10 protein-coding genes are annotated in these 12,954 nt (G+C 66.1%); 7 read left to right on the top strand and 3 right to left on the bottom strand.

The window, feature by feature from the left end; genetic code table 11:
• The first annotated feature begins 45 nt into the window (after positions 1-45).
• Positions 46-1,476, top strand: a complete 1,431-nt coding sequence (locus DND132_RS13170; protein ID WP_014323246.1) for a sigma-54-dependent transcriptional regulator — start codon at positions 46-48, stop codon at positions 1,474-1,476.
• A gap of 85 nt (positions 1,477-1,561) precedes the next feature.
• Here DND132_RS13170 and DND132_RS13165 read toward each other — a convergent pair whose 3' ends face one another.
• Positions 1,562-2,734 carry a pyridoxal phosphate-dependent aminotransferase gene (locus DND132_RS13165; protein ID WP_014323245.1) on the bottom strand — a complete coding sequence of 391 codons (1,173 nt, stop codon included), beginning with the start codon at positions 2,732-2,734 and terminating at the stop codon, positions 1,562-1,564.
• A gap of 442 nt (positions 2,735-3,176) precedes the next feature.
• Here DND132_RS13165 and DND132_RS13160 point away from each other — a divergent pair, with 442 nt between their 5' ends.
• From DND132_RS13160 to DND132_RS13150, 3 genes are all read left to right on the top strand, one after another.
• Positions 3,177-5,426 carry a vitamin B12-dependent ribonucleotide reductase gene (locus DND132_RS13160; protein ID WP_014323244.1) on the top strand — a complete coding sequence of 750 codons (2,250 nt, stop codon included), beginning with the start codon at positions 3,177-3,179 and terminating at the stop codon, positions 5,424-5,426.
• Between the two features lie 284 nt (positions 5,427-5,710).
• On the top strand, positions 5,711-7,189 hold the full coding sequence (locus tag DND132_RS13155; RefSeq protein WP_014323243.1) for a metal-dependent hydrolase family protein: 1,479 nt from the start codon (positions 5,711-5,713) through the stop codon (positions 7,187-7,189).
• A 167-nt stretch (positions 7,190-7,356) separates the two neighbouring features.
• Positions 7,357-8,370 (top strand): DUF362 domain-containing protein, encoded by a 1,014-nt coding sequence (locus DND132_RS13150; protein WP_014323242.1) that lies wholly within the window; start codon positions 7,357-7,359, stop codon positions 8,368-8,370.
• Between the two features lie 136 nt (positions 8,371-8,506).
• On the opposite strand, the gene DND132_RS13145 is transcribed toward DND132_RS13150, so the two are convergent.
• Positions 8,507-9,838, bottom strand: a complete 1,332-nt coding sequence (locus tag DND132_RS13145; RefSeq protein WP_014323241.1) for a M48 family metalloprotease — start codon at positions 9,836-9,838, stop codon at positions 8,507-8,509.
• Positions 9,839-10,000: 162 nt separating this feature from the next.
• Between DND132_RS13145 and DND132_RS13140 the strand changes: the two genes are divergently transcribed.
• Positions 10,001-10,717, top strand: coding sequence for a glutamine amidotransferase (locus DND132_RS13140; RefSeq protein ID WP_014323240.1), 717 nt, complete (start codon positions 10,001-10,003; stop codon positions 10,715-10,717).
• Here DND132_RS13140 and DND132_RS13135 read toward each other — a convergent pair.
• Positions 10,699-11,499 carry a type 2 periplasmic-binding domain-containing protein gene (locus DND132_RS13135; RefSeq protein WP_014323239.1) on the bottom strand — a complete coding sequence of 267 codons (801 nt, stop codon included), beginning with the start codon at positions 11,497-11,499 and terminating at the stop codon, positions 10,699-10,701. The two genes, DND132_RS13140 and DND132_RS13135, sit on opposite strands and share 19 nt — an antisense overlap.
• Before the next feature lie 121 nt (positions 11,500-11,620).
• On the opposite strand from DND132_RS13135, the gene DND132_RS13130 reads away from it, so the two are divergent.
• Positions 11,621-12,013, top strand: coding sequence for a 3D domain-containing protein (locus DND132_RS13130; RefSeq protein ID WP_014323238.1), 393 nt, complete (start codon positions 11,621-11,623; stop codon positions 12,011-12,013).
• A gap of 93 nt (positions 12,014-12,106) precedes the next feature.
• A complete protein-coding gene (locus tag DND132_RS13125) occupies positions 12,107-12,331 on the top strand; it encodes a hypothetical protein (protein ID WP_148266999.1) in 225 nt (74 codons plus the stop codon).
• The last annotated feature ends 623 nt before the right edge of the window (positions 12,332-12,954 follow it).

The following is a 12,954-nucleotide window of genomic DNA, read 5'->3' as shown; positions in this document are numbered from 1 at the left end:
CGAACCTCTTGTAAACTTTCCGACTTGCCGATAATAGGAGTGACCATGTCGGCAAAAACAGTTCTCTTCATCGCGGAGCCGCAGTCCGTGACCGCCATTTTCCCGACCTTGCAGAAGGCCGGGCTGCAGGCGGGGCTGGCCGACAACCTGAACGGGGCCCTGGGCTTCATCAAGAAGTCCCGGCCCTGCCTGATCTTCTGCCGCCCGCAGTTGCAGGGATTCGACGCCAAGGCGTTTCTGCGCAAGGCCTCCCAGATCGAGGGGTTCCCCCCGGTGGTCGTGTTCACGGCCTCGGGCAGCGCCGAGCAGGCCACGGAATTTCTCGAACTCGGGGCGCGCGACTACTGGATAGAGCCCCTGGTCTGGGAAAAGATCCGGCTCGTCCTGCCCGACGAGGAGCCCGAGCCGGAACCCGAACCCGCGCCCTGCCCGCCCAAGGCCGACCACCGGCCGTCCGGCAACGGCTCGCCCAAGGGGCGGTTCCAGATCATCGGCCGCCACACCGCGGTCCTGCGCGTGCTCGCCCTGGCCAAGCAGGTGGCCGGGTCCAAGGCCACGGTGCTCATCTCCGGCGAGTCCGGCACCGGCAAGGAGATGTTCGCCCGCTACCTGCACCACAACTCCGACCGCGCGGACAAGCCGTTCGTGGCCATCAACTGCGCGGCCCTGCCCGAGCACCTGCTGGAAAGCGAGCTGTTCGGCCACGAAAAGGGCGCGTTCACCGGGGCCATCCAGCGCAAGCTCGGCAAGTTCGAGCTGGCCGACGGCGGGACCATCCTCCTGGACGAGATCACCGAGATGGACCTGGGCCTCCAGGCCAAGCTGCTGCGCGTGCTCCAGGAATCGGAGTTCGACCGCGTGGGCGGCGTGGACACGGTCAAGGTGGACGTACGCGTCCTGGCCACCACCAACCGACGCATCGAGGACACGGTCCGGGAAGGCAAGTTCCGCCAGGACCTCTACTACCGGCTGAACGTCATCCCCCTGGCCCTGCCCGCCCTCAAGGACCGGGGCGAGGACGTGCTCCTGCTGGCCGAATACTTCACCAACAAGTTCACCGCGGCCTACGGCCTGGCCGGCCTCGCCTTCACCGACGAGGCCAGGAAATGGCTGATGAACTACGACTGGCCGGGCAACGTGCGCGAGCTGCAGAACCTCATGGAGCGGGCCGTGCTTCTGGCGGGCGCGGGACCCATCCGGCCGCGCCACTTCCTCATGGGTGACGAGCAGTGGACCCCGGACGACCTGTCGGCCATCGACGCGGACCAGCAGGCGGCCTGCGAGGCCGCGCCCCCGTCCACCCCGGACGAGGCCGTGTCGGTCATGCCCCTGCACGAGATGGAGAAGCGGCTCATCCTCAAGAGCCTCGAAGAGACCACCGGCAACCGCACCCGCGCGGCCGAACTGCTCGGCATCTCCGTGCGCACCCTGCGCAACAAGCTCAACGAATACAAGAAAGAGGGCCTGGACGTATAGGCCCGGGGCGCAGCCCCGCCTCCCCCCACACGAAAAAGGCCGCCCATGAGGACGGCCTTTCGATATCTTTCCGTAAGGAGGCTGGCTACTTGCGCAGCAGGACCGAGCCCACCTTGGCCAGGGCCGACTTCAGGACCTCGTCGGCCACGGCGTAGGAGAAGCGGATGCACTTGTCGTCGCCGAAGGCCGAGCCGGGCACCAGGGCCACGCCGGCCTCCTCGAGGATCTTGGTGCACATGGCCGCCGAGTCCGGGGCGTCCTCGGTGTAGAACTGGTCCAGCACCGGGAAGAGGTAGAAGGCGCCGTCGGGCTTGGGGCAGGGCGCGCCCCAGCCGGTGATGATCTCGTAAGCCAGGTCGCGGCGGCGGACAAAGGCCCGCTTCATCTCGTCCACCACGTCCCACGGCCCGGTCAGGGCGGCCACGGCCGCGCGCTGGGTGATGGAGTTGATGTTGGAGGTGGACTGTCCCTGAATCTTGGTCATGGCCTTGACCAGGTCCTCGTGGGCCAGGGCGTAGCCCACGCGCCAGCCGGTCATGCAGAACGACTTGGACAGCGCGCCCACGATGGCGATGGTCTCGGGGTGGGCCTCCCAGGTCTTGGACAGGGAGGCGGGCTCGAACGGGGCGTAGACCAGCCGGTCGTAGACCTCGTCCGAGATGACGAAGATGTTGTTCCTGCGGGCCCACTCGGCGATGGCCTCCAGCTGGACCTGGGTGTAGCAGCAGCCCGTGGGGTTGGACGGCGAGTTGAGGATGAGCACCGTGGTCTTGTCCGTGCGGGCGGCCTCAAGCCCCTCCAGGGTGACCAGGTAGCCGTCCTCGGCCGTGGTCGGCACGAACACGGACACGCCGTCGGCCAGCTGGACCATGGCCGGGTAGCTGACCCAGTACGGGGCCGGGATGAGCACCTCGTCGCCGGGGTTCACCAGGGCCATGATCAGGTTGTACAGGACCTGCTTGCCGCCGTTGCTGACGATGGCGTTGGCCGCCGCGGCCTTGGCCCCGTAGAACCGGCCGTAGTAGGCGGCCACGGCCTCGCGCAGCTCGGGGATGCCGGGCACGGCGGTGTACCGGGTGAAGCCCTCGTCCAGGGCGGCCTTGGCCGCCTCGCAGACGTTCAGCGGGGTGCAGAAGTCGGGCTGGCCCACGGCCAGGCTGACGATCTCGCGCCCCTGGGCCTGGAGCTCCTGGGCCTTGGTGTTCACCGCCAGGGTGGCGGACGGCTTGATCCTCGCCAGACGTTCGGAAATTCGCATGGAAAAGCTCACTTTACTGGATGATTGATGTACGGGACCGCTGGCTTGCCAATAGACTAAAAAAAATCGGAGGTAAATCGCGTTTTCCCCCTCCCGGCAAAAAAGTTGGCCGCCCCCGTTCCGGCCCCCTCGGCCACCCCGCCTCCACCCCTCTCCGCCGGACCGTTCCGCGCCCCCGGAAAGGGACCCGGAGCGGACCGGCAACCGACAAAATCGTCCCCTCTCTCAGGACATTTTTGAAACAGGAGTGGTTCTCACCTGACCCCTGCCGCCCGGAACTCCCGGACCATGCGGGTTACCGGTTTTTTGTCCGCCAAACGGAATTTTGGCTGGCGTTTTCAGGGCGCCTTCTGTAGTCTAGACATTCTCTAGCGCCAGAGGCTTTCGGCGGCGCATCTATCAATAATTTTTAAGTATTTTAATCAGTTACAAGGGTGTCCTCATGCCAGAACTCAAAATGCCAGCCAATCTTCCGGACCCGATCATCAATGAAAACGCAAAGATAGTTTTGCAGCGCCGGTACCAGCGCAAGGATACGGAAGGGGTGGTCTACGAGACCGTCAAGGAATTGTTCTGGCGGGTGGCCTCGGCCATCGCCGCCGAAGAGGCCAAGTACGAACGGTCCACTGTCAAACCCGCCAAACTGGCCCGGGATTTCTACGACCTGATGACCTCCTACCGCTTCCTGCCCAACTCCCCCACGCTGATGAACGCGGGCACGGACCTGGGCCAGCTGGCGGCCTGCTTCGTCCTGCCCGTGGCGGACGACATCGAGGGCATCTTCGACGCGGTCAAGCACGCGGCCATGATCCACAAGTCCGGCGGCGGCACGGGTTTCGCCTTTTCCCGGCTGCGGGCCAAGGATTCGGTGGTCGGCTCCACCGGCGGCGTGGCCTCCGGCCCCCTGTCCTTCCTCAAGATCTTCAACTGCGCCACCGAGCAGATCAAGCAGGGCGGCACCCGGCGCGGGGCCAACATGGGCATCCTGCGCATCGACCACCCGGACATCATGGAGTTCATCAAAGCCAAGGAGCGCGACGGCGAGCTGAACAACTTCAACCTCTCCGTGGGGCTGACCGAGGCCTTCATGCAGGCCGTCAACGAGAAGGCCGACTACAACCTGATCGCGCCCAACACCGGCGAGGCCGTGGGCACCCTGAACGCCCGCGACGTCTTCAACATCCTGGTCCAGAAGGCCTGGGAATCCGGTGATCCGGGCATCGTCTTCCTGGACCGCATCAACCGCGACAACCCCACCCCGGCGCTGGGCGAGATCGAGTCCACCAACCCGTGCGGCGAGCAGCCCCTGCTGCCCTACGAGGCCTGCAACCTCGGCTCCATCAACCTCGGCCTGTGCTTCGCCAAGGGCAGGAACGGCAAGGACTCGGAGATCGACTGGGACGAACTCAAGCGCATCATCCACCTGTCCGTGCGCTTCCTGGACAACGTCATCGACGCCTCGGTCTACCCCCTGGACCAGATCACCGAGATGGTCGGCAAGAACCGCAAGATCGGCCTGGGCGTCATGGGCTGGGCCGACCTGCTCTACCAGCTGCAGATCCCCTACAACTCCCAGACCGCCGTGGACATGGCCGAGCGGGTCATGAAGTTCGTCCAGGCCGAGTCGCGCAGCGCCTCCAAGCAGTTGGCGACCGAGCGCGGCCAGTTCCCGGCCTACCCCGAGTCCACCTTCGGCAAGGCCAACCTCGGCCCGTACCGCAACGCCACGACCACGACCATCGCGCCCACCGGCACCCTGTCCATCATCGCGGGCTGCTCGTCCGGCGTGGAGCCGCTCTTCGCCCTCAGCTTCGTGCGCAACGTCATGGACAACGACAAGCTGGTCGAGACCAACCCGTACTTCGAGGCCGCCCTCAATTCCGCCGACGCCTACTCCGGCAAGCTCATGGAGGAGATCGCCAAGGTCGGCTCCATCAAGAAGATGGACCACCTGCCCGAGCACCTGCGCCACGTCTACGTGACCTCCATGGACATCGAGCCCATCTGGCACCTCAAGATGCAGGCCGCCTTTCAGAAATACACGGACAACGCGGTCTCCAAGACCGTGAACCTGCCCAACTCCGCCACCAAGGAAGACATCTGGGACATCTACTGGAAGGCCTACGAGTACGGCTGCAAGGGCGTGACCGTGTACCGCGACGGCTCCAAGACCTCCCAGGTCCTGTGCACCGGCGACGGCGACAAGAAGAAGGAAGCCGCCAAGCAGGGCAAGTCCATCGTCAAGGACCGCCCGGACGTCATCTACGGCTTCACCCAGAAGATCCCCACCGGCCTGGGCATGCTCTTCCTGACCGTCAACGAGGTGGACAACAAGCCCTTCGAGGTCTTCGCCACCATCGGCAAGTCCGGCGGGTCCATCACCGCCAAGGCCGAGGCCATCGGCCGCCTGGTCTCCCTGGCCCTGCGCTCCGGCGTGGAGGTCCGCGAGATCGTCCAGCAGCTCAAGGGCATCGGCGGCGAGAACCCGAAATTCATGAAGAAGCACCTGGTCAAGTCCATCCCGGACGCCATCGCCTACGTGTTCGAGTCCCGCTACCTCAGCGGCGACCACGTGGACGGCCAGGTCGCCTCCCTCAACCGCGAGCTCTGCCCCGAATGCGGCGAGCCCCTGGTCTTCGAGGAAGGCTGCCACATCTGCAAATCCTGCGCATACACCAAGTGCGGCGGCTAAGGCCGCCGCGCCTCCGGCGGCCGGGGGAAGGGGAAGGAAAAGCCCTTTTCAAAGGGTTTTCCTTCCCCTTCCCCCGGACCCCCATCCCCTTCCTTTCCTAAACTTTTCGGTGCCGCTTCGCGGGTGGTGCGGGCGCGGTTGCGTGTCCGTTGCCGGTCCGTGTCCGGCGATTTCGCTTGGCGGGTACCGGTTGCGGTCCCGGCTTGTCGCTTGACTTCCTGTATCAAACTACTGATTGTCAGACAGTATACCGATACGGCAATGCCAGACGCAAGGAGTGAGGGATGAGAAGGAGTATCTTTGGGTTGGCGGCGTTCGTGCTCCTGGTTGCGCTTGCCTCGGCGGCTTTTGCCGAACAATACGACATCCCGGCGGAAGTGACGTTGTTCAAGAACGTCAACATCTTCGACGGGGAGCGGGAGAAACTCCTGGAGGATTACGACGTCCTTGTGGTCGGGAATCGTATCAAGAAGATAGCCGAGGAGATCGAGGTGGCCGACACCTATGAGATCGACGTCAAGACGGGCGGCCTGCGGCGGGCCGAGGCCGGAAAGACCCATTCCTGCGATTTCATGTCAAGCGGCGCCGTGGACGTCATGATCTACGATCCCGTGAAGATGGAGAGGCATGCGGTCAAGGTCAACGTCATCGACGGGAAGGGGCGCACCCTGATGCCCGGACTCATCGACGCCCACTGGCACACCATGTTCGCCGTCAGAACCATCAGTACCATGATGAATACCGACCTGGGCTATCTCGCCATCGCCGCCGCCGAGGGGTCGCGGGAGACGCTGCTGCGCGGCTTCACCACGGTACGCGACGCGGGCGGCAACGTCTTCGGCGTCAAGCGGGCCATCGACGAGGGGCTGGTCGACGGCCCGCGAATCTATCCTTCCGGTCCGTATATCGGCCAGACCTCCGGGCACGGCGATTTTCGCGGCCCGAACGCCGTGCCTGAAAAGCCGACCGCCTCATACAACTACTTGCAGCGGACGCATTCGTTCATCGCGGACGGCGTGCCGGAAGTGATCAAGCGCACCCGCGAAATCCTGCGCATGGGGGCCAGCCAGATCAAGGCGCATGCCGGTGGCGGCGTCAGCTCCGCATACGATCCGCTGGACGTCACGGAATATACCTTCGAGGAGGCCAAGGCGGTCTGCGACGTGGCCAGGACGTGGAACACCTACGTCATGATCCACGTCAACACCGATGCCGCCATCAGGCAGTGGGTCGAGGCCGGGGCCATGTCGGTGGAGCACGGGTTCTTCATCGAGAAGGACACCGCGAAGCTCATGGCCCGAAAGGGCGTATGGTGGAGCATGCAGCCGCTGATGAATGACGAGGACGCCTTCGTGTTCGACAATCCCCGCAGCCAGGCCAAATACGAACAGGCGGTCAAGGGACTGGACACCGCTGTCGAGTATACCAAGAAGTACAAGGTCAAGACGGCGTTCGGCACCGACATGCTGTTCGATCCCGCCCTGGCCGCCAAGCAGGGCAAGTTCCTGGCCAAGCTCAAGCGGTGGTACACGCCCTTTGAAGCCCTGAAGATGGCCACCCGTGACAACGCCGAACTGCTCAAGCTCTGCGGACCGCGCGACCCGTATCCGGGCGAACTGGGCGTGGTCAGGGAAGGCGCCCTTGCCGACCTGATACTGGTGGAGGGCAACCCGTTGGAAAATCTCGACCTGGTTGCGGATCCGGACAACAACTTCCTGGTCATCATGAAGGATGGGAAGATCTACAAGAACACGGTCCACTGATCCGCCCGCGGGCGAACCGGCGGCCGGGACGGCCGGATTATGGCCTGCACCCGCTGGTTCCGTCCCCGGCGCACGTGCTCCCGGTCCTTGGGGAGGGGGACCCTTCGGCGTGGTCCGCTTTACAGATGCCGGGGTTGTCCGTAATCTGCGAACGTGGAGGACCTGCTATGCGATCTCTTGAAACACGGATGAACCGGCGGCGCTGCGTCAAGGCCATCCTGGGCCTGGGCGCCGGGTTGCTGGCCGGGATCGGACCGGCCGGGGCGGCCGAGTCGCGGCCGCGCGCCAGGGTCGTGCTGGTCCGCACCGACAACCGGGTGGCGGGCATCGAGACGGCCCTGGCCGAGTTCGACCTGACCGGCTTCCGGGGCGCGTCCGTGGCGCTCAAGGCCAACTACAACAGCGCGGACCCGTTCCCGGCCTCCACCCACCCGGACACCCTGCGCACCCTGGCCCGGACCCTCAAGGACGCGGGCGCGGGACCCATGACCCTGGTCGAACGCAGCGGCATGGGCGACACCGCCTCGGTCCTGCGCCGCATGAACGTGAACCACACGGCCGAGACCGTGGGCTTCGACGTGGTGGTCATGGACGGGCTCGGCGCGGACGGCTTCGTGCGCCGCACCCCGCCGTGCACCCACTGGAAGCGCGGCTTCCTCCTGGAACGCCATTTCGCCGAGGCGGACAAGGTGGTCCAGACCTGCTGCCTCAAGACCCACCAGTTCGGCGGGCACTTCACCATGTCCCTCAAGAACGCCGTGGGCGCCATCGCCAAGCACGACCCCGAAAGCGGCTACAACTACATGGCCGAGCTGCACGGCTCCCGCCTGCAACGCACCCTCATCGCCGAGATCAGCCAGGCCTTCCGCCACGACCTGATCCTCATGGACGCCATGACCGCCTTCGTGGACGGCGGCCCCCATCGCGGCACCGAGGTGGCCTTCAACACCATCCTGGCGGGCACGGACCCCGTGGCCATGGACGCGGTGGGCGTGGCCATCCTCCGCCTTAGCGGCACCACCCCCGAGGTCCAACGGGGCCCGATCTTCGCCCAGGAGCAGATTCGCCGCGCCGTGGAGGCCCGCATCGGCGTGACCCGCCCCCAGGACATCGACCTCCTCCCCCTGGGCCCGGACGCCGACGGCTTCGCCGAACAGATCCGCCGACAACTGCTGGCTTGACCAAACAAAAAGGAGCCCAAGGCTCCTTTCAACGCCCCCGCCATGGAGCGACCCGGATGCCGCAGGCATCCGTAGCGGCTCTCTCTTCCCGTCGCACACCCGTCCCCGGAATAGATTTGGGAGAGCGGGCCAGCCGCTATTTCACGTACCCCCATTCGACGAGGCGGTTGTAGGCGTGCTGCGCCTGCTCCCCCTGGTTCACCTGCTTGAGGAAGGCGTAATACTCCTCGGCCGCCTCACGGCGGCGACCCATGCCCTCCTGGGCCATGCCCTTGTAGAAGCCCGCGTAGGGGTTGCCGGGCAGGGCCTTGTCGTAGGCCTCGAAGCTGGCGTAGGCCTTGTCGTACTCCTTGGCCTTGAGCTGGAGCACCCCGGCCACCTGGCCCGCCTGGGCCTCGCCGGGATAGACCTCCCTGGCGTGCTCGGCATAGGGCAGGGCCTTGTCATATTTTTCCTGGGCGATCAGGATCTTGGACATGAGCAACAGGCCGGTGTAATCGTTGGGGGCCAGGCCCAGGGCCGTGTCCATCTTCTCTTCCGCCGGGCCGTATTTCTTTTCGCCGCCGAGCTTTTCCGCGTCCTGCATGTCGCGGATGGCCGGGCCGAGCTTGCGCAGGTCCGCGGTGTTGTCCATGTACCGCTCGCGGTAGAAGGCGTACTTCCGCGCCCCGTAATACTGCTTGCTCACGGCCTGCTTGGCCGTGGCCAGCCGCTCGGAGCTCATGGGGTGGGTGGCGAACATGACCTCCAGGGCGCTGGGCTCGCGGGAGTGCTGCTCGTTGAGCATCTCCATGAGCCCGACCATGCCCTCGGGGTTGTAGTCGGCCTTGGTCATGTATTCCAGCCCCAGGGCGTCGGCCTGGCGCTCGTCGTCGCGGCTGTAGGAGGCCAGGAGCAGCCCGGCCCCGAGCCCGCCCAGGCCGCCCGCCAGGGTGCCCCAGGCCCCGCCGTACTTGGCCCCGACCACGGCCCCGCCGATGCCCGCCAGCCCGCCGATGACCATCTGCGAACTCATGCGCGAGGCCGTGTGCCGCGCGTTGACGTGGCCGATCTCGTGGCCGAGCAGCCCGGCCATCTCGGCCTCGTTGTCCACGTTCAGCAGGATGCCGCGCGTGCAGGCCACGGTCCCGCCGGGAAAGGCGTAGGCGTTGACGTAGTTGGCGTTGACCACGTGGAAGTTGTAGGGCATCTGCGGCCGGTGGGAGACGTCGGCCAGGGAGCGGCCCACGCCGGAGACGTAGTCGTTCAGGAAGGTGTCCTGGGTGGTGCCGTAGTCGTTGGACAGCTGCTGGGGCGCGGCCTGGCGGTCCATCCGGATCTCCTGCTCCTCGCTGACCAGCATGAACTGGCTCTGGCCCGTGACCGGGTTCTTGGCGCACCCGGCCACCCCGGCCCCGACCACGGTCATGGCCCCGGCCTTGAGAAAGTCCCGCCGCGACAGACGGGAACGGATCGTCATCGGTTTCATGGTCGTCTCCCTCCGGTTGTCCCTCTTGTACCGCAAACCCGCGTCCCGATTCAACCCCAAGGGGGTGATCCGGGATGCCCACCGGACGGTGTTGACACCCCCTGCGGCATGGGCCATCATCCCCTTAGCATCGCAATTTAACTACATTTTCGTGGGACAAAAATGGAAAAGATACTGATCGTGAAGGCGGGCGGCACCTTTGCCGACTACGCTGCCGAACGCGGCGATTTCGAGGACTGGGCCGCCGCCGGAATGGGGCTGGCCGAGCACGGCTGGACGAGCGTCAACGCGCAGGCCGGGGAACCCCTGCCCGATCCCACGGAGTTCGCGGGCGCGGTCATCACCGGGTCCCACGACATGGTCACGGACGCCCTGCCCTGGATCGCGGAGACCTCGGCCTGGGTACGCCGGGCCGTGGAGGCCGGGCTGCCCCTGTTCGGCATCTGCTTCGGCCACCAGCTCATGGCCGATGCCCTGGGCGGCCGGGCCGACTACCATCCGGCCGGGCTGGAGATCGGCACGGCGGACATCACCCGCACCCGCGCATCGAGCGAAGACCCGCTGTTCCGCGACCTGCCCGAGGTCTTTCCGGGCCACGTGACCCACGCCCAGACCGCGTTGCGCCTGCCCGAGGGGGCCGTGCTCCTGGCCACGGGCAGCCACGATCCGCACCAGGCCTTCCGCGTGGGCGAAAACGCCTGGGGCGTGCAGTTCCATCCTGAGTTCGACGCCCCGGCCATCCTTGAATACATCGCCCGGCGCGAGCCGGACCTGACGGCGTCGGGCCGGGACGCGGCCGCCATCCGGGCCACGGTGCGCGACACCCCGGACTCCGCCTCCCTGCTCAAGCGGTTCGCCGACTACTGCCTGGCCCGCTGACCGGCGTCCCCGGACAGGGCCGGGCCGTCCGGCGCAGCGCCGTCGTGCCAGTAGTCCCGGCCGCGCAGTTCCCGGAGGGCCTTTTCGAGAAGCGGCACGATGTCCGCGTTCTTCATGTTCACGTAATGGTAGAACGGCACCTGGTACACGACCGGGTCCAGGCGGCGGATGCGGGCGTAGCGCGCCCGATCGCCGTTGAAGACGACCTCGGCGCTGCTCCTGCTGGCCAGGGCCATGTCGATGCGCCCCTCCAGAAGCATGCCGAACAGGGTCTCGTAATTGTTGACCTGTTCCAGGCGACGCCCGGCCATGACCCTCTCGGCCCAGAGGACCCCGCGCACCGCGCCCACGCGCAGGACGTCGAGCAGCTCCGGCCGGTAGTCCCCGAGCCGCTGCCTCCCGACCACGTAGGCCGCCCCGTTCAGGTCCAGGAGCTTGACGTCCACCCGGATCAGGGAGGGATATTGCACATCCAGGTCCGGAATGCGCCCGGCGTCGCCGTCGATGACCCCGTCCACGGCCTGGACCAGGGAGCGCTTCTGGGGCAGGGGCACGAACTCCACAGGCAGCCCGGCCCGCCCGTAGACCGCCTTGAGCCGTTCCATGGCCTCCACGTGGATGTGCGCGCCCGGCGCGTAACCTATGCGGTAGGGCCCACGGGCCGGACCCGGCGTCGCCCAGAGCAGACACAGGCCGAGGCACGCGGCCAGGAGCGCGGCGAGCGGGATACGGCCGGTCGCGGCCCGGCGGAGGGTCCGGCTGTGGCGGTGGACGGGATTCATTGCTCGTGACCCTAACACAGGGATATCGGGGCGGGCAAAGGGAACCTTGACGGAACCGGAGGAATCGCGGCGGTCTGGCCCCGGCTTGCCCATTGGCGCGCGTCCGGTTACAAGGGTATGAATGAAGCGTGCCCTCATCCTCCTGCTCGCGGCCGCCCTGCTCGCCCTGCTGGGCTACGGCATGAGCCAGCCCAACCGGGTGTTATGGAACAGCCTGGAGGTCACGGTCACGGCCTACAACTCCACCCGCGCCCAGACCGACGGCGACCCGCACCGCGCCGCCTGGAACAACCGCCTCAAGCCCGGCATGAAGGCCGTGGCCGTCTCGCGCGACCTGATCCCGCTCGGCCTGGACAACCAGGCGGAGATCTGGATCGAGGGGTTTGAAGGCCCCTACCTGGTCATGGACAAGATGAACCGGCGGTACCGGCGGCGCATCGACGTCTACTTCGGCAAACGGGTCAAGGCGGCGCGCGAATTCGGCCGCCGCAAGGTGCGCATCTACTGGCGCTAGCGGCCGGATTCCGGCCCGCATTGCCGAAAAAGCGAATATGCTATACCATGCACCCCAAACCAAGGGGCTGCCATGCGTTCCAAAGTGATTCGAATGGCTGAGGCGCATCTGGCCGGGATGGCCGTGATCGACCGGGGTGAGGTCATGATCACGGAGACGCCGTCCACGGTCGAGGTCGGGTACATGGGCCGGTTCATCGAGCTGCCCATGTCGCGAACCGTTGCCGACGACGCCGCCCGCTACCTCATCGGGGCGGCGGTGTGCGCGGACTCGCAATGCAGCGGACGCTACCTGTACGCGGGACCGATCATCGACTGACCAGAGACAGTACAAGCTCCCCAACCCCCGGTGCGGCGGACATCCCCCAGGATGGACCGCCGCACCTTTTTGGGGGTGCGGCGGGCGGCCGCGACGCATAAGAGCGGCGCGTCTGCGGCGCTTGCTCCAAAGCATGCGCCTGCGGCGCGAGAGCCGGGAGGGAGTAACTCCTTGAATTTGTCCGCGCATCCGCGTCCAGACTTTGGGGTGTCATCCCTACATCGTGTTTCGCCTTTACGGCGACTTCCTTTTTTACTGGCGCAGAAAAAAGGAAGCAAAAACTGCGCTGCGGTGCTGCCGCGCGCCGACGGACCCAAGAGCCCGTAGGCGGCTCCCGCTGGTTTGATGGAAAGTCTGCTGCGCAGACGCAATAAAACCTGCGCTTCCGCCGCCGGACACGGGCTCTAGGGTCCGCCGCCGATTACCGCTCTTCGGCTGCGAGGAGTGGGCCAACGCCAATGGCCGGGTACGAAGAGGTGGGGTGCGGGAAGGTTGGCCGCGCTGGCGCGACAAGGGTGTGGCAATGCGGGAGAATGGCTGCGCTTGCACTGTGGGATTGTGGCGAATCACCTTGGCGGCGGTCCTGAAAAACCAACACTGGAACTCAGGTGAAACGCGTCGAG

The organism is Pseudodesulfovibrio mercurii (genome assembly GCF_000189295.2).
Lineage (GTDB): Bacteria > Desulfobacterota > Desulfovibrionia > Desulfovibrionales > Desulfovibrionaceae > Pseudodesulfovibrio > Pseudodesulfovibrio mercurii.
This window is presented reverse-complemented; position numbering and strand designations above follow the sequence as displayed.

Bases quoted from the DNA above. Each gene is read 5' to 3' on its own strand.
- DND132_RS13145 (WP_014323241.1), bottom strand. From the start codon at position 9,838: ATGAAACCGATGACGATCCGTTCCCGTCTGTCGCGGCGGGACTTTCTC.
- DND132_RS13160 (WP_014323244.1), top strand. From the start codon at position 3,177: ATGCCAGAACTCAAAATGCCAGCCAATCTTCCGGACCCGATCATCAAT.
- DND132_RS13155 (WP_014323243.1), top strand. From the start codon at position 5,711: ATGAGAAGGAGTATCTTTGGGTTGGCGGCGTTCGTGCTCCTGGTTGCG.
- DND132_RS13125 (WP_148266999.1), top strand. From the start codon at position 12,107: ATGGCTGAGGCGCATCTGGCCGGGATGGCCGTGATCGACCGGGGTGAG.
- DND132_RS13165 (WP_014323245.1), bottom strand. From the start codon at position 2,734: ATGCGAATTTCCGAACGTCTGGCGAGGATCAAGCCGTCCGCCACCCTG.
- DND132_RS13130 (WP_014323238.1), top strand. From the start codon at position 11,621: ATGAAGCGTGCCCTCATCCTCCTGCTCGCGGCCGCCCTGCTCGCCCTG.
- DND132_RS13170 (WP_014323246.1), top strand. From the start codon at position 46: ATGTCGGCAAAAACAGTTCTCTTCATCGCGGAGCCGCAGTCCGTGACC.
- DND132_RS13135 (WP_014323239.1), bottom strand. From the start codon at position 11,499: ATGAATCCCGTCCACCGCCACAGCCGGACCCTCCGCCGGGCCGCGACC.
- DND132_RS13150 (WP_014323242.1), top strand. From the start codon at position 7,357: ATGCGATCTCTTGAAACACGGATGAACCGGCGGCGCTGCGTCAAGGCC.
- DND132_RS13140 (WP_014323240.1), top strand. From the start codon at position 10,001: ATGGAAAAGATACTGATCGTGAAGGCGGGCGGCACCTTTGCCGACTAC.